Here is a 23,962-nt window from a genome sequence, read left to right as displayed (position 1 = left end):
CTGAATAGAGGTGATATCATCACCTCATAGTCAAAACAGGTGACATTATGACCGGACGTAACAGACGCAATTTTAGCCCCGAGTTTCGCCTCGAAGCTGCCCAGCTTGTACTCGATCAGCATTACACCGTTGCCGCCGCTGCTACGGCAATGAACGTCGGCAAATCCACAATGGACAAATGGGTTCGACAACTGAAAGAAGAGCGAGCGGGAAAATCACCCACTGCTTCACCCATGACACCTGAGCAGATTGAAATACGCGAGCTAAAGAAAAGACTTCAACGCGTTGAAATGGAAAGGGATATATTAAAAAAGGCTACCGCGCTCTTGATGTCAGACTCCCTGAACAATTCTCATTAGTTGAGAAACTCAGGGCGCGGTTTCCTGTTGCCGTTGTGTGCAACGTGTTTGGGGTTCATCGCAGCAGTTATAAATACTGGCGGCAGCCCAGGAAGCCTGACGCCACGAGAGTGGCATTACTGAGCCTTGTGCGTGAAGTTTATCGCGAAAGTAACGGCTCAGCAGGAGCGCGAAGCATTGCCGCGATGGTCACCACCAAAGGTATAAAACTGAGCCGCTGGCGGGCAACAAAGCTAATGAAAGCGCTCAATATTATCAGCTGTCAGCAACCTGGCCATCGTTATAAGAAGGCGTCTAAGGAGCACATTGAGATCCCTAATTATCTGGATCGCCAGTTTGCTGTTACCGAGCCTAATCAGGCCTGGTGCGGTGATGTGACTTATATCTGGACGGGAAAACGCTGGGCTTATCTGGCTGTTGTACTCGATTTGTTTTCCCGTAAACCGGTTGGCTGGGCGATGTCATTTTTCCCTGATTCCGCACTGACAGGTAAAGCCCTGTCGATGGCCTGGGAAGCACGGGGAAAGCCGGCTAATTTACTGTATCACTCGGACCAAGGCAGCCACTATACCAGCAGGAATTTCAGGCAGTTACTGTGGAGGTGTCAGATAAAGCAAAGCCTGAGTCGCCGGGGAAATTGCTGGGATAACAGCCCAATGGAACGATTCTTCAGAAGCCTGAAAACAGAGTGGGTACCGGATAACGGCTACGCGAATTTTAGCGAAGCCAGCACGGCAATAACGAATTACATCACAGGATATTACAGCCAGCTCAGACCTCATCAATATAATGGTGGTTTGACGCCGAATGAATCAGAACGATTGTTCTGGAAAAACTCTAAAGTCGTGGCCAGTTTTTGTTGACCGCTACAACCATGCAGCCTACCAGGAATCAGTTCGTAAGATTATTGCCCTTCTGCCACTCAAAGCCACGATAAAAACCAGGGTTCACAACGAGACAATCGATGCTGCCATCGAGCGTAACGAGGAATCACTGAGAAGCCTGGCTCGGTTCGGTAAAGACCTTGGTAAGCTTGATGGGCTTGAAGCTATCAAGCAGGAGATTGATGAATTAGAGCGCTCAGCAAACATCATCAAACGCGGTGCTAAGGTCATCAAGGTCGAAGAAGCCCGATCACTACCAAACTGGGAAGATGGGCGCCTTGAGTGGTTTGAGTCACAAATTCAATCTCGAAACAGACTAGTAGAAAAAAGCAGCACCAATGCGAACGTCGTAGCCGAATTGGAACATCTGAAAAAGCAACTGCTTGAGGAACATAAAAAGTCCTATCCCGACGATAAGATGTGCCCCCTCTGTGGCGCTGACTGGGAAGATCACAAATCAATGGTAGATGCCATTGAAGCAAAAAATAAGCAGATCTCTGATTCGCTAGGGCAGGACGGTAAAGGCTTAGTTATCCTTATCGCTGCTATGGACGCTGAGCTGAAACTCATCAACACCCACATACAAGACCGCCTGAAACTTCTTACGCCTACCTTTGAACCAAATCTTCATGTAGCGCTGAGCAGAATTAAGCTTCGGCTCCCGGCAATTATCCAGCTACTGGAGAAGCTGCAAAGTGAACATATTCAATTTACTTACGCATTCACGGAAATTGATGACGTAGTAGATGAGCGATTTGAAAAGCTTAAGGAGATTCTAAGAAATAAAAAACAGGTTGAAGCTGATGCCTTAGCGCTGCCGGAGGACTGGCGAGAAACCACAAACCGCGCTTTCAAAGACCTACAGGACTTCTATATAGTCACGGCTGAAGACCTGAAGGACAAAGAGAAGTACATATCGATTAAAGCTAATGAGGCTCAACATTCCAGGCTCCAAACCTGTATTACCGATCTTAAAGTTATCGAAAAAGAAACTAAGGCAGCCCAAAAAGCACAAGATAAAGTCGAAAAGCTCCGCAGCACACTGAAGAAGACAGAGCAAAGTTATACCGACCAGACAATTTCGGCTATTGAGTTCATATTCCACATCTACAGTGGCCGTCTGATCCAAAACTACCAGCGTGGCCTGGGCCTGTTTATCGAGAGCCGAGAAGGTACGCAATTGAGATTCCTGACTGCGGAGAAGTCTGAACACGACGCAGTTATGTCCATGAGCTCTGGCCAAGTGTCCGCCCTTAGCCTTGCCTTCTTCCTCTCGCTCAACAAAGTCTATTCGCAGGTGCCTCTAATCCTGATTGATGACCCGTCGCAATCACTGGATGAAGTCAACGTTGCATCCCTGACCGATCTACTCCGTTGTGAGCTCAAGCATTGCCAATTAGTTGTCTCCTCCCATGAGGACGATATCTCGGCTTATATGCGCTACCGGTTCGACAGAGCGGGTTTGACAACAAGCTCACTCAACATGCAGCTCTTGGCGAAAGAAGCTTCGTAAAAGCTATCTATGGCCGCCTGGTAGAGCTGGGTGGCACCACTACAGAGGCCTTCCGACAGGCCTCGTGGTGAGTAAAGAATTTGTCTACGGGGGGAATATCAATCCATTTTATCATCTTTAGATGGCAGCGCTGAATGGTAATGTCTTAATATATCGTTCCATTAGTAACCAATCTGGCTCACCAGTATCATCGACTGGCAAGAATATTAAGGATTCTTTCATCCTGGCTATCCCCCACTTCCTGCCGTAACTATAACGATATCTCTCCTTCTTAATGAGGGCACATAAAAACAAGGCAACGTATTTGTTCATGTTAAATTTAGGCGTAAATATGTGCACATCTTCAGTTGAGCAAAAAGGCTTGTCTTGATAAAATGCGTTTGCCACGCTATTTCCGTTACGAACGACAGAAATAACTCCTGCTTGATGCATTGGAACGTGATCAGTTTTGCTTGTCACACCGTTATTAAACTCTGAGGCGCTAACAAAAGGATGTTTACCTCTTCCATTTAGCTCTTTTTTCCTAGGCCCACGCCCTCTGTCAATCTCAAATATATCATCGTACCTGAAGGGTTTAAATGAGCTAACATCAAGCTCAATAATTTCATCGAGCAAACATTTTGAAATGTTATCGGCAGCAGAAATATTGGCGTGCTGTACCCATTCAGGTACCGATTCTAACGATGGGATTTTTATCTCTGCAAGAGTTCTATTTGCTTGTCGTCCATAATTAAATCTATATTTGTTGGCGCGTAAGCAGGCGCAATAAAATATTTTTTCTTGGCTAGACATATCCAATCTTGCAGTTAAATAATATATATCTCTGCCACTATAAAAGGGCTCAGACTGCAGGAAAGACTCCATGACAGAACCTCCGCACGCGACTGTAATAGAGCCAGCAGGAAGGGGGGGGACACCTTCAACTAGACATACTCTTGCAGAAACACCATTGTTTTTTGCTGTTCTGGATACAAACGATACACCTTCGGGATCAATAGTTTGTTTATTTAACTCTAGGTTTGAACCATATTTAACTTCAAACAAGTCTGAGACACTTACAAGTTTCACTCCGATGCCTCCAAATCATCCTCAACTCCTAAATCATCGACTTCAGGAGTTTCTTCATCCCTCAATATATTGAACACTAAGAATTTCTTCACAGCCGCTTCAAAGTCAGCCTTAAGCACGCTGGAATAATCTGTCTCCATGTAAGCCTCTGCACACCACTCATCGTCAGCCGTGACCTGTTTCTTCACGCACAAGCCTGGGATGTCTTCTCTATTCTTATATGAGTGAAGCCATCTATCTCTGATGTTTTCCCAGCGGCCTGATATATCTGTCCGACCTTGCTGTTTAGTTTTCTCAAACCCATCATCTTTCCAGTATCCAAACCAAGTTTTTTTACCCTCAGCTTCATGAGGTTTGTGGGCAGTGAAAACCATAATGCATGTGATTGTTCCCACAGGAGTAAAAAGCTCGTCAGGCATGGACATAACAGCTTCAAGACAGTGCTTAGATAATAAAGTATGCTTTGTTTCATGTGGAGTGATTACGCAAGACATCGGAACTATAGCGACTCCAACCCCTCCGACTCTCAAACAATCAAGCATGTGCTCAACAAACGCTAATTCGTGAAGGCCTTTTCCTTTCTGAGCATAGGGGGGGTTAATCATTCCTATATCGGGCTGGCGAGAAATAATTTCTTTAGTAATCGCGTCATCAAAACAGCTGCCTTGGTGTAGATTAGCTTTTCCATCACCGCGAAGAATCATATTGCTAGCCGCGAGCGCATACATATTTGGTTGCTGCTCTACACCTATTAATCCATATTGTTTCACCCTTGCTTTTTCATCCTCAGTTATGCATTTTTTAAACATCTGATGCATTGCGGAAACGAGAAAGCCACCAGTACCACAGCAGGGGTCAAAAACCGTACTATCTTTCTGCACATTTGCAATACGCGAAAAAAGATCTGTTATATGACGAGGGGTCAGAACAATGCCAAGAGCCTTTTTATCCCCACCTGTGTATCTCAAAAACTCGCCATAAAACTGCCCTATGATATCATAATCATGATATACGCTTATGAATGGCCATGCATGAGTGTTGATTTTGTCAATCAAGTTATAGAGCGGACTCTCACCTGTAAGTTTATCCGCTCGACTCAATTCTGGATGAACACGTAAAAATGAGTACGGCTGAATCATATTTTGTTTTTTTGCATGAGGGATGTCAGACTTTTTGATTTCCTCCTCAATTGCATCACAGAGTTTCTCTGGCAGCTCGTCAGGTGTGTAAATAGGAAATACTTTTGAGAACGCGATATTACTCAAAGCAATCAGGACTCCGCTTACTAGAAGTGGCTTTTCACTTTCGCTGAGCTTTGCATAATCACGCATGTAATTGTGAAGTTCTTTCGAAAATGACATTAAATCCGAAAGGCGACCTTTTTCAACTTCTGGATCGTATGTTGCATGTTCAATGAGATTGTCAAAACTTATTATTTTATCAATTTGGGTGCCACTTTTGTTATTCAATGGCTTACATTCGGGAATAAAACCTGCAACACTTCTTGGCTGTAGATATGTTGAAATACGCAAATTAGATCGCGTCTGACCGCTACAACCTATAGCAATGACATTAAACTCTTTTGCTAAATAACGTGCGTAATGAATAGCACCATCAACAGCAAAGTCTTTAGGACAATCCAACAGCTCACTAGCGTGTTTTTTGTTATCTGCCTTGCATTCAAAAACAATCACAAAGTCCTGAACTTTTTTTGATTTTATTATGAATTCTGGGGCGCCCACACCCCCTCTTCCAGTCTTACTCGCACTTCTCAGCAGATTTTGTATTTTCGTATTTTGACTTTTCTGCTCTTCAATTATTATATCTTCATGATCAAAATAACCTAAATTCCTCAGGGTATCCCTAACGATGTTTTCTGTAATTCTTTCGTTCATTTTAACCTACAAAAAAATAAATTTCGCATGAAAACCTCTTTACACCTTAGCTCATTCAGGCATCAAACTCACCTTCAAATGCCGCTCATCGGTACTTTTTAATGGAACGTACTAAAGTGCACCTACCTAACCCCTTCAAAACGAATTCCCTAAGGACACCGAATATGAGTTATTACAAAACCAGTAATTTTAGCACTAATACCCTTCCCGTCCTATGATAATTCATCGTTAACTAAAACAAGCAGATGCACAAGGTGTCTCTTGCGGATGGGGTACTTGTTCCAGCATATCTTCGTCCTCGGGTTGCTTCAATAATGGGCATTTCATTTATACCTTGCTCTTCTTTTGGCCACATTTTGGGGAACTAGCAAGCTGCATTTTGCTAAAGCCGTTAACATGCTCGCCCGATGGCTGCTTGCTTTGAGCATTCACTTTTGGCCGATAGTAAAGCTTAGATTGAGGCTGACTTCTGGCACTAAGCTGAGCTTTATAACCGGCTGTAGAAGAGGTTACATGTATGAAAAATCATGAATGCAATCTTTGTTCAAAAAATAAAAACTACCTCTGTTAAGCACCCCCGAAATGGAGGTGCTTAACGTGAACTATTCTGACAGGTTTTGGGGGCAGCTATCTGAACTGGAGTTTTGCAAAATCAAAGGGGCTTACTGATTTCTCAGCATTTGCATCTAAAAAATCAGCCCACCATTGCAGCATCAACCTGCGCTCATCCAGAAACTCCGCTTTATGAATATAAGCCGCACGTACGCCATTTCGCTCCTGATGGCTCATCTGGCGTTCAACTGCGTCCCTGGACCACAATCCTGACTCAATCAACGAACTGCAGGCCATTGCCCGGAATCCATGACCACAGACATCGACCTTTGTATCGTAGCCCATCAGTCGCAGTGCGTTATTCACGGTATTTTCACTCATGGGTTTCCATGGATTGTGATCGCCGGTGAAAATCAGTTCATGTTCTCCGCTGATCGTGTGGATCTGCTGCAGTATATTCAGCGCCTGAGTGGAGAGTGGCACCAGATGCTCTGTACGCATCTTGGATCCACGATGTGAGTACTTAACCCCTTCAATAGGTTTCCGTTCTGGAGGAATGGTCCACATGGCTTTCTTAAAGTCGGTCTCAGACCACCTGGCAAAGCGAAGTTCACTGGAACGGATGAAGATAAGCAGGGTAAGTTTAGTTGCCAGTCGGGTAAGAGGTTGTCCTCTGTAGGCATCCAGTCGTTCAAGGAGGTCTGAAATGCGATTTAAGGCGAGGGCAGGGCGATGCTGGCGTTTCACCGTCGTTAAAGCGCCAGCCATATCTACTGCAGGGTTATAGCTGATAATGCCTGACTGGGCGGCATAGCGCATGATTGCAGTGATACGTTGCTGAAGGCGGGCGGCAATCTCATAAATCTCTTTTGCTTCGGCAGCTTTAACGGGGACAAGTAAATCGGGAGTCCTGAGGGTGGTAATATCACGTGAGCCGATGAAGGGGAAAACATGCGTCTCGAGACTTTTCAGTATCTTCTCGCTGTGAGCTTCGGACCATTTTTTATTGCTCTTATGCCACTGTCTTGCGATGCCTTCAAATGTCAGAGCTGTTTCGGGGACTGATTTTTTGATCCTTTTCTGTTCGCAGGGGTCAATTCCCTCGGTTATCTGCTTCCTCGCAGCATCGCGCTTTTCCCTTGCTTCTGATAACGAAACTTCAGGATATACACCCATAGCGAGCGTTTTCTCTTTGCCCAGAAACCGGTAGCGGAGCCGCCAGTAGCGCGAGCCGTTAGGGTGAACGAGCAAAAACATGTTGCCGCTGTCGGCAAGTTTATAAGGTTTTTCATCCGGTTTAGCTGCACGGATTTTAGCGTCAGTGAGCGCCATTGGCGGTATCTCCTGATAGTAAAAGGGGTATAAATTTTATCGAATCAGACTATACCCTCAGTTGTACCCTCGCAAGGGACTTGATGCGGGTTGAAGTTGATTGAGTTGGGTGGAGTTAAGGGAATGTAGAGGTGTTGATTTGTAAGGGCTTAGAATGCAAAAACGGACCTCCGTGGAGGTCCGTTGATATGAATTTGGTGCCCGGACTCGGAATCGAACCAAGGACACGGGGATTTTCAATCCCCTGCTCTACCGACTGAGCTATCCGGGCAACGGGGCGCATTAAACCGTATTGGCCGCTGATCGTCAACGGATTTATAGCTTAAAACCACTAAAACTGTGCTGATCGCTCTCTTTTCAGGCAAAAAAAGAAAAAATGCCGAGTAATTGCCATAAAATTCTGTTCAGAGCAGCCTAGCTTAGCGCACCATTTTTACGGCACTGGGCAACGTCCAAAACATCTTCAGCCAAGCGTTTGGCGACTTCAACATCTGCCAATTGGCGCTTAACCAGTAGCTTGCTCAGGCAACCTTCCAGAATCAGCTCCATCTGCTGTGCCACCATGCTGGCGTCATCAGCATCCATCTCTTGCAGCAGCTCCTCAGTATAGTGCAATGAAGCGAGTTTTTGTTGCTCCGCTAACTGGTGAATGGGGTGATCATCATCAGGATAGAAACTGCACGCAGCAATGAACAGGCAGCCGGGATAGCGCTGATTTTGCACTTGTTCACTCAGTGTTTGATAGCGCGCTAGTAGCTTCTGTTTGGGCGATAATGTCTCGTCCAACTGCAACTGACGCCGCCAGGTATCGATTTGCTGACCATGATAGCGCAGGCAATCATACAATAATGCTTCGCGGTCAGGCCAAAATCGGGCCAGATCACTGACTTCGACCGAGACTTCTTTTGCCAGCATCTCCAGCGTGGTATTTGCCAGCCCTTGCTGCTCTAACAGATTGAGCGCACTGCTTAAAACTTGTTCACGTTGCACGTTGCTCTCCTCCAACTTCTTATCTGGCAAGTGTGGTTGACCACAGCCTATGGTGCAAATAGCCCAAAACACATCAGCACTCTCCACAGCACTCTCCACCTGCTGACTCTGTACCTTATCACTACTGTGGCGAGATTTTGTGAACTCTTTGCCATTACTCCTTTGCTCATCCAGAGCGCCGAATGAGTGATGCCATTGCGAGCATGACACAGTCTGTGAAGCAGGGCGCATTTTATTGTGCATCTGCCTATAACGATAAGTTAATAACTCATTATTCCTGTTCTTTTGCCCGATGGTTTATTGGAACGCGGTTTCTATAATGATTATCGTGAATCGTAGAATAAGGATTGAAAATGAGTCTCCAAAATTATCCTAATCAGTTCCGCCGCAACCTACAACAAGGGCAAACCTTGATTGGTTGCTGGAGCGCGCTGGCAAATCATATTTCAGCCGAGGTATTAGGTCTGGCGGGTTTCGATTGGTTAGTGTTGGATGGTGAACATGCCCCGAACGACGTCACGACATTTATCCCACAGTTAATGGCGCTGAAAGGCAGCAATAGCGCGCCAGTTGTCCGCGCACCCTGTAATGAACCCATTATTATCAAGCGGTTGCTGGATATCGGTTTCTACAATTTCCTGATTCCTTTTGTCGAAAGTGAAGAAGAGGCTATTCGTGCGGTTGCCTCAACCCGCTATCCGCCAGCAGGTATTCGCGGTGTTTCGGTCTCTCATCGTGGCAATAATTACGGCACCGTGCCGGATTACTTCGCCACCATTAACGACAACATTACCGTACTGGTGCAAATCGAAAGTCAGCAAGGGGTGGATAATCTGGATGCTATTGCTGCCGTTGATGGTGTGGATGGCATTTTTGTCGGCCCGGGCGACCTCTCTGCTGCGCTGGGTTATTTGGGGCAGCCAAACCATCCTGAAGTGCAAAAAGTAATTCGCCATATATTCGACCGCGCTAAAGCACAGGGTAAGCCGAGCGGCATTCTGGCACCGGTAGAAGCTGATGCTCGCCGTTATCTGGAATGGGGCGCAACTTTTGTGGCGGTCGGAAGTGACTTGGGGGTATTTCGCAGTGCCACCCAGGCATTGTGCGACAAATTTAAAAAATAATGTTCGGCCTGTTTTAACTATTCAGTGCCGCCGCATTGACGGCCTGGCGACTTAATTGAGGAGTGACAAATGAAAATCGGCTTTATTGGTTTAGGAATTATGGGAAAACCAATGAGTAAGAATCTGCTGAAAGCGGGCTACTCGTTAACTGTCCTTGATCGGAATGCGTCGGTATTGGATGAGCTGCTCAGTGCTGGTGCCAGCACGGCGGCAACGCCAAAAGCACTGGCAGCAGAGTGCGATATCATTATTACCATGCTGCCTAACTCGCCTCATGTGAAGGAGGTGGTATTGGGTGAGAATGGCGTGATTGAAGGCGCGAAGCCGGGTACGGTGCTGATTGACATGAGTTCGATTGCGCCGCTGGTCAGCCGCGAAATCAGCGAAGCGCTGGCAGCAAAGCAGATTGCGATGCTGGATGCGCCCGTCAGTGGTGGTGAGCCGAAAGCGATCGATGGCACTTTGTCGGTGATGGTGGGTGGCGATAAAGCGGTTTTCGACCAGTGTTTTGCGGTGATGAAAGCCATGGGCGGCTCAGTCGTTCATACTGGTGATATTGGTGCGGGTAATGTGACTAAACTGGCTAATCAGGTGGTGGTGGCGCTGAATATTGCCGCGATGTCTGAAGCCTTGGTACTGGCGACCAAAGCCGGTGTCAATCCGGATCTGGTGTTCCAGGCCATCCGTGGTGGCCTGGCGGGCAGTACCGTGCTGGAAGCCAAAGCGCCGATGGTGATGGATCGTAACTTCAAACCGGGTTTTCGCATTGATTTGCATATTAAAGATTTGGCTAACGCCCTGGATACCTCGCACGGTGTCGGCGCACAATTGCCGTTAACTGCCGCAGTCATGGAGATGATGCAAGCATTGAAAGCCGATGGGCTGGGAACCGCAGACCACAGTGCATTGGCTTGCTATTACGAGAAATTGGCTAAAGTTGAAGTGACACGTTAATCAGTGGTGCCGGTGCCCGTGCGGCATCGGATAGCTCATGAGATTAAATCATTTATGAAAATAGTCATCGCTCCGGACTCTTATAAAGAAAGTTTATCCGCGTTGGACGTTGCGGTGCAGATTGAAGCGGGTTTTCGTACCCAGTTTCCTGATGCGCAATATATCAAGTTGCCGGTCGCTGATGGCGGCGAAGGCACAGTAGAAGCTATGGTTGCCGCCACTGCCGGGCGGATCATTAAGGTCAATGTAACCGGCCCGTTAGGGGAAGAAGTTGATGCCTTTTACGGGATATCCGGTGATGAAAAATCTGCATTTATTGAAATGGCTGCGGCCAGTGGACTGGAGCTGGTCCCGCCAGAGTTACGCAACCCACTGAAAACCACCTCTTATGGCACGGGTGAACTGATTTGTAATGCGCTGGATCAGGGCGTGAAACATATCATTATCGGAATCGGTGGCAGTGCGACCAATGATGGTGGCGCGGGGATGGTGCAGGCGCTGGGTGTCAAATTATTAGACAAGCATGGCAAGCAGATGGGTTTCGGCGGCGGGAAGCTATCTGAGCTGGATTCAATTGATATTTCCGGGCTGGATCCGCGGATTAAACAGTGCCAAATCGATGTTGCCTGTGATGTCACTAATCCACTGACCGGCAGTGAAGGGGCTTCGGCTATTTTCGGGCGGCAGAAGGGGGCCACCCCGGCGATGGTGACTCAACTGGATGAAGGATTGCTGCATTACGCGAGTGTTATTAAGCGCTATCTGGATATTGATGTTGATCAGGTTGAAGGTGCGGGAGCGGCAGGGGGCTTAGGTGCGGCGTTGCTGGCTTTTTGCGGGGCGACGTTAAGTCCGGGGATTGATATTGTGACCGATGCCCTTGGTCTGGATGCATTAGTCCGCGATGCCACTTTCGTGATTACTGGCGAAGGGCGGATTGATAGCCAAACCATTCACGGCAAGGTGCCTATCGGTGTCGCCAGAGTAGCCAAACGTTATAACAAACCGGTGATTGGGATTGCAGGTAGCCTGACTGCCGATGTGGATGTGGTGTATGAACATGGTCTGGATGCCGTATTTAGTGTGATTTACAGTATTTGTACCTTGGAGCAGGCGTTGGATAATGCTGCCGACAATGTATTCATGACGGCGCGCAATATTGCTGCCACATTGGCAATTGGTATGGCTGCCGCTAAATCATAATCATTTATTTATAACCGTCATTTATCCATCAGGGCTAACACTTGCTGGCCCTGATCCCTTTATCGGGAGTTTGCGGATAATGCCCGCCAGTTATCACTCTTTCCCCTCTATTCTCATCCTGATTTATCATTTTTGTGAGCATCGCCTCAACTCTCTCTCTTGCACTACAAAATTGGGCAGTTGTCCAATGTAATCCCACTACAGACCACATATGCTGGTGCATTAGCCTAAACTGAGGTCTTACTCATGAGCGTCTATAATCTCGACCCCCGGCTAGCCCAGGATATTGTCACTCGTACCATGAAGATCATTGATACCAATATTAATGTGATGGATGGCAAAGGGCGGATTATTGGCAGCGGTGATGAAGAGCGCCTCGGTGAGCTACATGAGGGCGCGCTGTTGTCGCTGTCTCATGGCCGGATTGTTGACATTGACGAAGCTGTCGCGCGCCAATTACACGGCGTGAAGCCCGGAATCAATCTGCCATTGCGCCTTGAGGGCGAAATTGTTGGCGTGATTGGTCTGACGGGGAATCCGGGCCAGTTACGTCAGTATGGCGAGCTGGTGTGTATGGCGGCGGAAATGATGATGGAACAGGCGCGCTTGGTGCACCTGTTGGCGCAAGATAGCCGCTTGCGCGAAGAGCTAGTCTTGAACCTAATCCGCACCGAAGAGATATCACCGGCGCTGATTGAATGGGCGCAGCGTCTTGGGGTGGATATCAATGAGCCCCGCGTTGTGGCGGTGGTGGATGTAGACAGCGGTCAGCTCAGTGTCGACAGCGCCATGTCGGAATTGCAAGAGCTGCAAACTTTGTTGACCACGCCAGAGCGCAACAATCTGATTGCGATTGTCTCCCTGACTGAAATGGTGGTGCTGAAACCGGCACTGAATAGCCATGGCCGTTGGGATGCCGTCGATCATCGGCGGCGCATGGAGTCGCTGCTTTCGCGTATGACGGAGCGAGGTCGCCTGCGGGTGCGCCTCTCTTTGGGTAATTTTTTCACCGGCCCCGGCAGCATCGCTCGCTCATATCGCACCGCCCGTACCACGATGGCGGTGGGGAAACAGCGAATGCCGGAGCAGCGCAGTTACTATTATCAGGATCTGGTTTTACCGGTTTTGCTCGACAGTTTACGCGGCGGTTGGCAAGCCAATGAACTGGCACTGCCCTTAGCCAAATTGCGGGCGATGGACAGCAATGGTTTGCTGCGCCGCACCTTGGCCTGTTGGTTCCGTAATAATGTGCAGCCCACCGCTACGGCAAAAGCACTGTTTATTCATCGCAATACCTTGGAATATCGGCTAAATCGTATTTCTGAGCTGACAGGGTTGGATTTGGCAAACTTTGACGATCGCTTGTTGCTATATGTGGCTTTGCAGTTAGGTGAGCAGGAATAGCACGGGTGATGTCGCAGAGAAGAAAAATAGGCCGGTAGATTACCGGCCTGATAATCATGCAGAATAATTTAGGTCACGGGTGCCGGGTTAAACACTGCCAGCGCATTGCGTAGCCCCCATTGATCAGACCAGGTCCGTTTGCGGTCACTGGCAATATCCAGAATAAATTCAAATAATTGCTGACCGACTTCTTCGATAGTGGCATCGCCGGTGGCAATCGTCCCAGCATCAATATCCATCAAATCATGCCAGCGATTCGCCAGATCAGTGCGTGTTGCCATTTTGATGACCGGCACTGCCGCCAGACCATAAGGTGTGCCGCGCCCAGTGGTAAATACCTGCACGGTAATGCCGGAGGCCAGTTGTTGGGTGCCACACACAAAATCACTGGCCGGTGTTGCGGCGAAAATTAACCCGCGCTTGGTGGGGCGTTGGCCCGGTGACAGCACTTCAACAATGGCGCTGCGACCTGATTTGGCAATTGAGCCCAGCGCTTTTTCCACCACATTAGCCAGCCCGCCTTTTTTGTTGCCCGGCGAAGGGTTGGCACTGCGGTCAGTTTTGCCGGTTTCGAGATAGTCATCGTACCATTTCATCTCTTCCAGCAGCCTTCTGCCCACGTCCTCATTAATGGCGCGTGGGGTTAACAGGTGGATGGCATCGCGCACTTCGGTGACTTCCGAGAACATGACGGTGGCACCACAGCGCACCAGTAAGTCAGAGGCATAGCCCACCGCAGGGTTAGCCGTCACGCCAGAGAAAGCATCGCTGCCGCCACATTGCATACCGACCACCAATTCTGAGGCCGGGCAGGTTTCACGTTGGCGAAGATTTAGGCGTTGTAAATGCTTTTCAGCCACTTGCAGAATATCTTCTACCATGGAGCGGAAGCCGACGTGTTTCTCATCCTGTAAGCGCACAATATTGCTCTCATCCAGTGAGATAACTTGTACGTCTGGGGTGCCTTCCAGCAGCCGCTCGGGTTGCAGTTTTTCACAACCGAGGCCGACCACCATCACTTCACCGCCAAAATTGGGGTTGAGTGCCAGATTATGGATGGTGCGAATGGGCACCACTGCCGCCGGTGCATTGATGGCCACCCCACAGCCATATAAGTGATTCAGGGCGACCACACCATCAACATTGGGGTATTTGGGTAGCAGGGTGCGCTCAATAATATTGACCACATAATCCACCACACCAGCGACACAATGCACGCTGGTGGTAATCGCGAGTAGATTTTTGGTGCCGACACTGCCATCGGCATTGCGATAGCCCTCGAAAGTATAGCCTGCCAGTGGTGGTAGGGGCTCAGGGACCGCCGTGGCAAGAGGGAGGGTTTCCAGCGCCGGAGCTGCGGGCAGTTCGACTAATGACTCATCAATCCAGCCGCCACGAGCAATATCGCGAACCGCTAGCCCGATAACTTCGGCATAGCGAATGATGGCGCCACCTTTAGGGATATCAACCAAGGCGACTTTATGGCCTTGCGGCACATGCTCAATAAGTTCAAGACCGCATTTAAACCGGGTGCCGGCACACAGCCCATTATTATTAACCACAATGGCAACGTTATCCGCATCCTGCACTTTAATATAAAGCGGATTTTCTACCGGACTATGACCCATGCTCATAATATTACCCTTATAATATTTATCTTATACATTCTAAATAACAAGTACCCCATCAGAGGCACCTGTTTTTGTTCTATCAAACTGTTTTCAATTCCAATCGCTTGATATCGCCGACAACAAATAAGTAGCAGAACATCGCCATAATGGCCGAGCAACCGACAAAGATAAGTGCGGCATTAAAGGAGTGTAATTCTTTCACCAGATAGCCGATGACCAACGGAGTGACGATAGAGGCCACGTTACCAAATACGTTGAACAAGCCACCACACAGACCGACGATCTCTTTTGGCGCGGTATCGGCAATGACCGGCCAGCCCAAGGCACCAAAGCCTTTACCAAAGAAGGCTAATGCCATCAGCGCAACCACCACCACATCACTATCGACGTAGTTACACAGAATAATACTTGATGCCAATAACATGCCTAACACGATAGGGACTTTACGTGCGAAAGTCAGTGAGTGGCCTCGTTTAATTAATGAATCAGAGAATACGCCCCCTAACACCCCACCGGCGAATCCGCACAATGCTGGAATAGATGCCACCATCCCAACTTTTAAAATAGACATCCCTTTATCTTGAACTAAATAAATGGGGAACCAGGTCAGGAAGAACCAAGTGATGGTATTAATAAAGTATTGGCCGAAAAATACGCCCAACATCATTCGACTGGCTAGCAATTGCTTAAGATAATCTAATTTAGGACCACTTTTATGACCCTCTGCTTTCTTGTGGTCCATATCAACAACTGCACCACCTTGTTTGATATATTCCAGTTCAGATGCTGACATATCTGGATGATCTGTCGGGTTATGAATAAATTTGACCCAAGCAATGGTTAATACAAAACCTAACCCACCCATGACAGTAAATACATGCTGCCAGCCCCAGGCAAAGGTTAAATAACCTAATAATGGAGAGAAGATAGCCAGCGAGAAATATTGGGCCGAGTTAAAGATTGCCGATGCCGTTCCTCTCTCTTTGGTTGGGAACCAGGCGGCAACAATTCTGGCGTTAGCCGGGAAGGAGGGCGCTTCAGCGAAACCTAACATAAAGCGCATGATAAACATGGAGATAGCGGCATAAGCTATCGGGAACATGTCAACAAAGCCTTGGGTAAAGGTAAAGAGCGACCAGAAGAACAGGCTATAGGTATAAACGCGTTTTGAGCCGTAACGGTCTAACAACCAGCCGCCGGGTATTTGCATTAATAGGTAAGCCCAACCAAAAGCAGAGAAAATATATCCCATTGCAACTGCATCTAATTGCAGCTCTTTTGCCACTTCAGTGCCTGCAATTGATAATGTTGCCCGGTCAGCATAGTTAATTGCAGTTACAATAAAGATAATTAATAATATTATATATCGGACATGGGTCCGTTTTTCGGTCACAGCGGCATCCAGACTCATTTTTATACCCTCTATAAATCATTTTTTAGGTTGCCGCATTTAAATTCCTTATGAATAAGATGCAATAACCTATTTTTTATTTGGTGTTATATAAATACAAAAGTTAATTCTCATTAATGTCTTTGTTAGCGCTGTATCCATTATATGGAGTGGGGAAATAATTCGCATTGTGCATCGGCCCAAAAAAATGCCGGGAAATTATCTAATTGTTGTGTTGCTGTACAGCAAAGTGGGGCTATCATCACAAATACCCAGCATTCTTGGCGCGATAGCCTGGTTCGCTTCTCTCAGATATTCGCATCTCTGGCTTGAGCCAGTTCGCTGGGGTTTATTCGCGTGCTGCCTGATTGTTACACCCATGACTTTGGTTATTTTCTAATGAAATTGTTTTGGACTTTAATATCAAACTGATCTGGATCAATTTTGTATCGAATGATTGGATTGGTGAAATCAACTTTTAATTAACATCGTGCCAAGTAATTCCCTTTATTGTTGGTATTAATAAAAATAATCCCCTGTGCTTAATCGATTCTTCCCGTTATTTATTATGATGCCCTCGTGCATTTGCCAATTTAATTAGTCATAAATATCAACAAAAGCACGATTCTTTTGCATTAAAAATTAATTGTAATAATAAAATATCATGGCCACTATGTTTGTAAGGTTAATGATTTTGTAGAGTTGTAAATGGTTGTTGAAAATAATAATTATTTATCGGCAATGATATGACTTCTGGGAAGAAATAATATGAATCCATTTATTGTTGCAGATGCCGAAAGCTGTATTGGTTGCCGCAGCTGTGAAGTTGCCTGTGTTGTCGCGCATCATGAGGGTCGGTTCCCTGATAAACCAGACTATTTCACGCCCCGCGTTAAAGTGTTTAAAAATAATGACAGTGCGACAGCGGTCTTTTGCCACCATTGTGAAGATGCTCCTTGTGCCAGCACCTGCCCGAATGGGGCCATTGTTGAAATGAATAATAGCATTCAGGTTATTCAGGAAAAATGTATCGGCTGCAAAACCTGCATGATTGCCTGCCCATTCGGCATGATGACTGTGGTGACCGAAACCGTACAACCCGCCAGTCATCGTTTGGCAGATGCCTATCAACGTACTGAAGCGCAAAAATGCGACTTATGTATTGACCAACCTGATGGCCCAGCCTGCATCAAAACGTGTCCCACTCAAGCGCTGACTCTGGTTGATCAGAATTATTTACTGAATCAACAGCGACAAAAGCGCCAGCGCTCGGCATTGAATGACCACAATGGCCGCTTATTTAGCACCACCACCGCTGCCGGGGTTTCTCACTCTTTTAGCCCGCTAAGCAAAAATATCCGTGATGCCGCTCCCGTCAATTTATTGCTACGGCCACGTACACCAAGGTTGGAAGCGAAAAAAATCCCACTGGAAGAGCGTAAAACCAGCTTTGCTGAAATCTATCTGCCTTTCACCGAAGGCCAGATTCTTGAACAGGCGGAGCGCTGTCTGAATTGTGGTGATAAAACCATTTGTCAGTGGACTTGCCCGCTACATAACGCCATTCCGCAATGGATCTCGTTGGCGCATCAAGGGCGCATCCATGAGGCGGCGGAGCTGTCACATCAAACCAGCAGTTTGCCGGAAATCTGTGGCCGGGTATGCCCGCAAGACCGCTTGTGTGAACAAGCTTGTACCTTGAATGACCATGATGGCGCAGTCACTATCGGCCAGATTGAGCGGCATATTACTGAAACAGCACTGGCGACAGGTTGGCGGCCCGATATGTCCGACGTTAAGCCGACGGGCAAGCGCGTGGCTATTATCGGCGCAGGCCCAGCGGGTCTGGGCTGCGCGGATATTCTGGTTCGCAACGGTATCACGCCCGTGGTATTTGACCGTTATCCCGAAATCGGTGGCTTGCTGACCTTTGGTATTCCGGCCTTCAAGCTGGAAAAAGGGGTGATGACCCGCCGCCGCGAGATCTTTAGCGAGATGGGTGTCGAGTTTTGCCTGAATACCGAAATTGGCCGCGATATCACCATGGAAAGTCTGCTTGGTGAGTTTGATGCCCTTTTCCTCGGCGTTGGGACATACCGTTCGATGCGCTCCGGATTGGAAAATGAAGATGCTCCCGGTGTGTTTGATGCCTTGCCATTCCTGATTGGTAATACCCAACATTTGATGGGGTATAGCGCCAGTGGTGCTCATCCTTATACCAGTATGGAAAATCAGCGGGTAGTGGTGCTGGGCGGTGGGGATACGGCGATGGATTGTGTTCGTACCTCGCTGCGCCATGGTGCTGCCAATGTGATTTGTGCTTATCGTCGTGATGAAAAGAATATGCCCGGCTCCAAACGTGAAGTGAAAAATGCTCGCGAGGAAGGCGCTGAATTTATGTTTAACCTGCAACCGCAGCGAATTGAAGTCGATGAACAGGGGCAGGTTACCGGCATCAAAATGATACGAACTGAAATGGGCCAGGCAGATGCCAAAGGGCGGCGGCAGGCGCGGCCTATCCCCGGTTCTGAACACATTATTCCCGCCGATGCGGTCATTATGGCCTTTGGTTTTAGCCCACACCGGATGTCGTGGCTGGCTGAACACAATGTGGTGCTGGATAAACAGGGGCGAGTGGTTGCCCCGACGATCTCCGGTTATCCATATCAAACCAGTAACCCCAAAATCTTTGCCGGTGGCGACATTGTGCGTGGTGCTGACTTAATCGTCACCGCCATTGCCGAAGGGCGTAAAGCGGCGGAAAGCATTGCTTATTATCTTGATGTTTTATAACGCCAGCGGTCAGGAGAAAAGATGAACCGATTTGTTATCGCTGATATGACTCAGTGTATTGGTTGCCGCACCTGCGAAATCGCCTGCGTGGTGGCGCATAGCACAGATAATAAGGTCAGCAGCATTACGGCGGATCAGTTTCACCCGCGTCTGAGTGTGATGAAAAGTTTTGCGGTTAGTGCGCCAATCCTCTGCCATCAATGTGAAGATGCGCCCTGTGAAAACTCTTGCCCAAATGGGGCGATTGTCACCGGCGATCATGGTGTGCAGGTGATGGCATCTCGTTGTATTGGTTGCAAAACCTGCATGTTGGTCTGCCCGTTTGGCGCGATGAACATGGTTGAGCCGATTAGCCATAACACCACGGTGAGCGCGCAGGCGCATAAATGTGATTTATGTCATCAGCGTGAAGCAGGCCCGGCCTGTATTGAGGTCTGCCCAACTAAAGCACTGAAATTGGTGACGCCGATGGCGTTGGAAACTCTACAGCGAGACAGACAATTACGCGCTGCTCGTGGCGCTGTGCCGGGTATTGCTCGGTAACGTCGGTGGTCATAAGGATAGAAAAATGGAAAAGATCCTCACGGTCTGCCCCTATTGTGGCTCCGGATGCAAATTAAATTTACTGGTTGAAGACGGCGAAATTGTAGGCGCACAGCCAGCCAATGGTGTCACCAACCAAGGGGAGCTGTGCCTAAAAGGTTACTATGGCTGGGACTTTCTCAATGATACCCGCCTGCTTACCCCTCGGCTGACGACACCACTATTGCGCCGCAAACGGGGCGAGCCATTTGAGAGTGTGAGCTGGCAAGAAGCTATTGCTTTTATCACTACTAAATTCAAAGCCATTAAAAAACGCCATGGGCCGGATGCCATCATGATGACCGGCTCCTCTCGTGGGCCGGGTAATGAAGCCAATTATGTGATGCAAAAGTTTGCTCGCGCCGCGATTGGCACTAACAATATCGATTGCTGCGCCCGCTTGTGCCATGGCCCGTCAGTGGCTGGTTTACAGCAGACTCTGGGCAATGGCGCGATGAGTAATTCCATCGGCGAACTTGAGAATACCGATTGCATCTTGGTGTTTGGCTATAACGCCGCTGATTCCCACCCGATTGTCGCCAGACGAATTATCAAAGCCAAAAACAAAGGTGCCAAACTGATTGTCTGCGATCCTCGGCACATTGAAACTGCGCGCATTGCTGACCAATGGCTGGCATTGAAAAATGGCGCAAACATGGCGTTGGTGAATGCCTTTATTTATGTATTGATTGAAGAAAAACTCTTTGATGATAATTATGTGCGCGCGCATACCCGTGGCTTTGATGAACTGAAAGCGGGAGTTGCAGATTATCGCCCGGAGGATGTCGAGCACATTACTGGCTTGCCTGCGCAAGCTGTTCGTCAGGCGATGCGTACCTATGCCGCAGCACCAGCGGCGACGATTCTGTGGGGGATGGGCGTCACCCAATGGGGGCAGGCCGTGGACGTGGTGAAAGGGCTGTCTTCGTTGGCTCTGTTAACCGGTAATCTTGGGCGGCCCAATGTCGGCGTCGGCCCGGTTCGTGGTCAGAACAATGTTCAGGGCGCTTGTGATATGGGGGTGCTGCCCAACACCTTCCCCGGCTATGAGAAAGTGACGGATAATGAGGCCAGAGGCCGCTTCGCCGCTGCCTGGGGAGTCCCTGAGTTGCCAGCTCATGTGGGGTACTCGATTACCGATGTTCCGCATAAAGTGGCCGAAGGAAAACTTAAAGCCTATTACGTGTTTGGTGAAGACCCGATCCAAACCGAGCCAGATTTAGCCGCAATGCGCGCCGCGTTTGAAGCACTGGAGCTGGTGGTGGTGCAGGATATCTTTATGACCAAAACCGCCGCGCTGGCGGATGTAGTTCTCCCGGCCACGTCTTGGGGGGAGCATGAAGGGGTATATACCAGCGCCGATCGCGGCTTCCAGCACTTTAATAAAGCCATTGAGCCAAAGGGCGATGTGAAGCCCGATTGGGAGATAATCAGCCTGATATCCACGGCGATGGGTTATCCGATGGCTTACCAAAATACCCAACAAATATGGGATGAAATGCGCGGCTTGTGCCCACCCTTCTTTGGCGCAACCTATGAAAAAATGGCGGGGTTGGGTTATGTGCAGTGGCCCTGCCCAAGTGAAGATCACCCCGGCACTCCTTACCTGTATACCGGTAATCAATTTGCTACCGAGGATGGCAAAGGTTTGCTCAGTTGTGCGCCGTGGCAGCCGCCTCATGAACAGACTAACAGTGAGTATCCGCTGGCGCTCTGTACTGTGCGTGAAGTGGGGCACTACAGCTGCCGCTCAATGACCGGCAACTGTACCACATTGAAAATTCTGGCAGATGAGCCAGGTTATGTACAAATTCACCCGCAAGATGCCGGTGAGCTAAGAGTTGTCGATCAAGCGCTGATCTGGATTTCTTCCCGGCGCGGTAAAGTGATTGCTCGCGCCAGTGTTACTGAGCGGGCAAATCTTGGCGCGGTATATATGACTTATCAGTGGTGGATCGGTGCTTGTAATGAGCTGACGGTGGATCATGTCGATCCGGTGTCAAAAACACCGGAATTCAAGCATTGTGCGGTCAAAGTGGAGGCCATTAGTGACCAACGCGCGGCAGAGCAATATGTTGAGCAACAATATTACCAACTGAAAAAACGGCTGTCAGATGCTGCCGTCCAGTAGCCATCAGTCTATTCATTGCGGTAGGCCACCAAGGTGGTTTACCGCGTCTTATTTTGTAAATGCTGCAAGAACTCGGCGGCATTCATAAAGCCGGTTACTCTGGCATCGCTAACTTCATTGCCCTGAGCATCGAAAAACAGGATGGTCGGCAAGCCCAACACATTTAACTGCTTCAATAGCGCCGCATGTTCTGCGTTATTCGCTGTCACGTCAGCTTGCAGCAGCACGGTATTGGCTAACTGGCGCTGAACCTGCTCATCGCTGAAGGTATATTTCTCAAACTCTTTGCAGGCGACACACCAGTCAGCGTACAGATCCAGCATCACTGGCTTACCCCGTGCTTGAGCTAATGCCGCTTGCAACTGTGGTAAATCAGTCACCTGTTTAAAGGCTAAATGCTTAATTTCACTCTGTTGTGTGTTACTGCCAAAAGCCCAGTCTTGTAGTGGGCGGGCGGCAATCAGCAGGGCGGCCAGCAGTAATAGCTGGCAAACCCGCGCCCAGCCGGAGTGCGCTTTCAGACTTAATACAAATGCCCAGCCGAAGAAAGCAATCGCCAGTAAGCTCCATAAACGTAAACCCCAGACATCGCCCAGCACTCTTTCTAGCAAGAACACCGGCAGTGCCAGAATAATAAAACCAAAAGCTTCTTTGACGTACTGCATCCACGGGCCACTGCGCGGGAGGAGCTTATTGCCAAACAACGTCACAATCACCAATGGGATGCCCATCCCTAAGGCATATAGATACAACGTACCACCGCCGGCCAGCATGTTACCGCTTTGGGCGATATACAGCAGAATGGCGCTGAGTGGGGCGGTGGTGCAAGGTGAGCAAATCAGCCCCGCCAGTGCGCCCATGGCAAAGACGCCAGCCAGTGAGCCTCCGCGTTGAGTACTGCTCCACTGCACCAACCGGGTTTGCAGTGAGGACGGTAATTGCAAGGAATACAGGCCGAACATGGATAACGCCAGCAGCACAAACAGGATGGATAACCCAATCAAGACATAAGGGTGTTGTAATGCCGCCTGAAATTGTAAACCTGCGGCGGCAACCACCAGGCCAAGTAAGGTGTAGGTCAGTGCCATTCCTTGCACATACACCACCGCCAACAGCAATATCCGCCGTTGACTATGGGGTTTTTCGCGCCCGAGGATAATGGCTGAAATCAGCGGATACATCGGCAACACGCAAGGGGTGAAGGCGATACCGATACCAATGAGCAGCGCCCAGAGGGGTGAAAACGGCAGTTCCGCAGGCACTGGGGCCACATTATTGGCCGCAGGAGAAACCACAGCTTCTGTACCCGTCGCCGCGGATGACCCAGCGATCACGGCGGAGAGCGGAACGACACGGGTTTCTGGCGGGTAACAGAAACCGGCCTCAGCGCAGCCCTGATAAGTCACACTGACACTGGCTTGTTCACCGGCCTGCATAATGGGGATTTTCAGTGTGAGCTGTTGCTTGAAAATCGCGACTTCACCATAAAATTCATCATGATGAGCAATGCCTTCTGGCAGCGTAAATGTACCCAGAGAAGCATTCTGCGGCACGATTTTGATTTGTTGGCGATACAGATAATAGTCGGGATGAATCTGCCAGCTTAGGGTGAGCTGGTCACCTTGCTGGCGAAAATCAAAGGCAAACGCCTGATCGACAGGGATAAACCGGCTCTGGCTGCTTTGCTGGCCAAAAGAGGATTTTTCACCAAACAGTGAAGCCTGTGCGCTGTGCGGTGCGAGTAAAACGCTGCACAGCAGCAGAATCAGAGTAATGAAGCGTTGAGCCATGACAGGTAATCTTTATCTCCATCCCTTACCGGCAGCACCAGTAATTCCGGTGTCTGGTAGGGGTGATGTTGTTTGATATAGCTGAGAAGCGCCTGCTGATGATCCGTATTGCTTTTGAACAATAACTGGACTTCATACTCTTGCTGAAGCTTACCTTCCCAGTAGTAAATCGAGGTCGCACCTGGCAACAGGGTAGCGCAGGCGGCCAATTTCTCCCCTAAAACCTGCGCGGCTAAGTCTTGTGCGCTGGCTTCATCGGGAGCGGTGCACAATACCACAATTGCATCACAGTCAGTTGTATCACAATCAGACATTTTAACCTCGTAGGTCGCGTGGCTTATATGACGATAAGTTACATGGATAGCAA

The 23,962-nt window shown here is 48.6% G+C and carries 17 protein-coding genes and 1 tRNA gene; 9 read left to right on the top strand and 9 right to left on the bottom strand.

Annotation, left to right across the window (positions count from 1 at the left end; genetic code table 11):
* Positions 1-47 precede the first annotated feature (47 nt).
* Positions 48-1,222 (top strand): IS3 family transposase gene (locus tag FTA96_RS21160; protein ID WP_145574842.1). Its coding sequence is split into 2 segments (ribosomal slippage): positions 48-306 and positions 306-1,222, totalling 1,176 coding nucleotides; the frame shifts between segments, so codons are not numbered across the junction.
* Positions 1,167-2,756: a hypothetical protein gene (locus FTA96_RS21155; RefSeq protein ID WP_222424318.1), complete on the top strand. Its 1,590-nt coding sequence runs from the start codon at positions 1,167-1,169 to the stop codon at positions 2,754-2,756. The genes FTA96_RS21160 and FTA96_RS21155 overlap by 56 nt, the downstream gene beginning before the upstream one ends.
* 117 nt (positions 2,757-2,873) lie before the next feature.
* Here the strand turns inward: FTA96_RS21155 and FTA96_RS21150 are convergent, their stop codons facing one another.
* From FTA96_RS21150 to FTA96_RS21130, 5 genes are all read right to left on the bottom strand, one after another.
* Positions 2,874-3,824 (bottom strand): restriction endonuclease subunit S, encoded by a 951-nt coding sequence (locus FTA96_RS21150; protein ID WP_046051731.1) that lies wholly within the window; start codon positions 3,822-3,824, stop codon positions 2,874-2,876.
* Positions 3,821-5,719: an HsdM family class I SAM-dependent methyltransferase gene (locus tag FTA96_RS21145; protein ID WP_136345331.1), complete on the bottom strand. Its 1,899-nt coding sequence runs from the start codon at positions 5,717-5,719 to the stop codon at positions 3,821-3,823. The genes FTA96_RS21150 and FTA96_RS21145 overlap by 4 nt, the downstream gene beginning before the upstream one ends.
* Before the next feature lie 627 nt (positions 5,720-6,346).
* Positions 6,347-7,603: a tyrosine-type recombinase/integrase gene (locus FTA96_RS21140; protein WP_046051727.1), complete on the bottom strand. Its 1,257-nt coding sequence runs from the start codon at positions 7,601-7,603 to the stop codon at positions 6,347-6,349.
* Positions 7,604-7,798: 195 nt separating this feature from the next.
* Positions 7,799-7,874 (bottom strand) — tRNA-Phe (locus FTA96_RS21135).
* 143 nt (positions 7,875-8,017) lie between these two features.
* The gene (locus FTA96_RS21130; RefSeq protein WP_050110954.1) at positions 8,018-8,593 is read right to left on the bottom strand and encodes a transcriptional regulator; all 576 of its coding nucleotides are present in this window, start codon (positions 8,591-8,593) and stop codon (positions 8,018-8,020) included.
* Between the two features lie 353 nt (positions 8,594-8,946).
* On the opposite strand from FTA96_RS21130, the gene garL reads away from it, so the two are divergent.
* The 4 genes from garL (at position 8,947) to FTA96_RS21110 (ending at position 13,278) form a co-directional block, all read left to right on the top strand.
* The gene (gene garL, locus FTA96_RS21125; RefSeq protein ID WP_050110956.1) at positions 8,947-9,717 is read left to right on the top strand and encodes a 2-dehydro-3-deoxyglucarate aldolase; all 771 of its coding nucleotides are present in this window, start codon (positions 8,947-8,949) and stop codon (positions 9,715-9,717) included.
* Positions 9,718-9,786: 69 nt separating this feature from the next.
* On the top strand, positions 9,787-10,671 hold the full coding sequence (garR, locus tag FTA96_RS21120; RefSeq protein WP_050135655.1) for a 2-hydroxy-3-oxopropionate reductase: 885 nt from the start codon (positions 9,787-9,789) through the stop codon (positions 10,669-10,671).
* 54 nt (positions 10,672-10,725) lie between these two features.
* On the top strand, positions 10,726-11,874 hold the full coding sequence (locus FTA96_RS21115; protein WP_145574839.1) for a glycerate kinase: 1,149 nt from the start codon (positions 10,726-10,728) through the stop codon (positions 11,872-11,874).
* 246 nt (positions 11,875-12,120) lie between these two features.
* The gene (locus FTA96_RS21110) at positions 12,121-13,278 is read left to right on the top strand and encodes a CdaR family transcriptional regulator (protein ID WP_050110959.1); all 1,158 of its coding nucleotides are present in this window, start codon (positions 12,121-12,123) and stop codon (positions 13,276-13,278) included.
* A gap of 68 nt (positions 13,279-13,346) precedes the next feature.
* Here FTA96_RS21110 and garD read toward each other — a convergent pair whose 3' ends face one another.
* Positions 13,347-14,912: a galactarate dehydratase gene (gene garD / locus FTA96_RS21105; protein ID WP_050152035.1), complete on the bottom strand. Its 1,566-nt coding sequence runs from the start codon at positions 14,910-14,912 to the stop codon at positions 13,347-13,349.
* 76 nt (positions 14,913-14,988) lie between these two features.
* The gene (locus tag FTA96_RS21100) at positions 14,989-16,320 is read right to left on the bottom strand and encodes an MFS transporter (protein ID WP_050110961.1); all 1,332 of its coding nucleotides are present in this window, start codon (positions 16,318-16,320) and stop codon (positions 14,989-14,991) included.
* A 747-nt stretch (positions 16,321-17,067) separates the two neighbouring features.
* On the opposite strand from FTA96_RS21100, the gene aegA reads away from it, so the two are divergent.
* From aegA to fdhF, 3 genes are read left to right on the top strand one after another with little or no spacing between them, the layout of a single operon-like run.
* Positions 17,068-19,092 (top strand): formate-dependent uric acid utilization protein AegA, encoded by a 2,025-nt coding sequence (gene aegA / locus FTA96_RS21095; RefSeq protein WP_050135653.1) that lies wholly within the window; start codon positions 17,068-17,070, stop codon positions 19,090-19,092.
* A gap of 21 nt (positions 19,093-19,113) precedes the next feature.
* Positions 19,114-19,635, top strand: coding sequence for a 4Fe-4S dicluster domain-containing protein (locus tag FTA96_RS21090; RefSeq protein ID WP_050135651.1), 522 nt, complete (start codon positions 19,114-19,116; stop codon positions 19,633-19,635).
* Positions 19,636-19,660: 25 nt separating this feature from the next.
* On the top strand, positions 19,661-21,805 hold the full coding sequence (fdhF, locus tag FTA96_RS21085) for a formate dehydrogenase subunit alpha (RefSeq protein ID WP_050152037.1): 2,145 nt from the start codon (positions 19,661-19,663) through the stop codon (positions 21,803-21,805).
* A gap of 38 nt (positions 21,806-21,843) precedes the next feature.
* Here fdhF and FTA96_RS21080 read toward each other — a convergent pair whose 3' ends face one another.
* Together FTA96_RS21080 and cutA are read right to left on the bottom strand one after the other, a co-directional pair.
* A complete protein-coding gene (locus FTA96_RS21080) occupies positions 21,844-23,595 on the bottom strand; it encodes a protein-disulfide reductase DsbD (RefSeq protein WP_145574836.1) in 1,752 nt (583 codons plus the stop codon).
* Positions 23,571-23,909, bottom strand: a complete 339-nt coding sequence (gene cutA, locus FTA96_RS21075) for a divalent cation tolerance protein CutA (RefSeq protein WP_050135645.1) — start codon at positions 23,907-23,909, stop codon at positions 23,571-23,573. Before cutA ends, FTA96_RS21080 begins: the two co-directional genes overlap by 25 nt.
* Positions 23,910-23,962 lie beyond the last annotated feature (53 nt).

This window comes from Yersinia alsatica, assembly GCF_902170305.1.
In the GTDB taxonomy this organism is placed as follows: Bacteria; Pseudomonadota; Gammaproteobacteria; order Enterobacterales; family Enterobacteriaceae; genus Yersinia; species Yersinia alsatica.
Note: the sequence above shows the minus strand (reverse complement) of the source record. Positions and strands in the feature narration are given on the sequence as shown.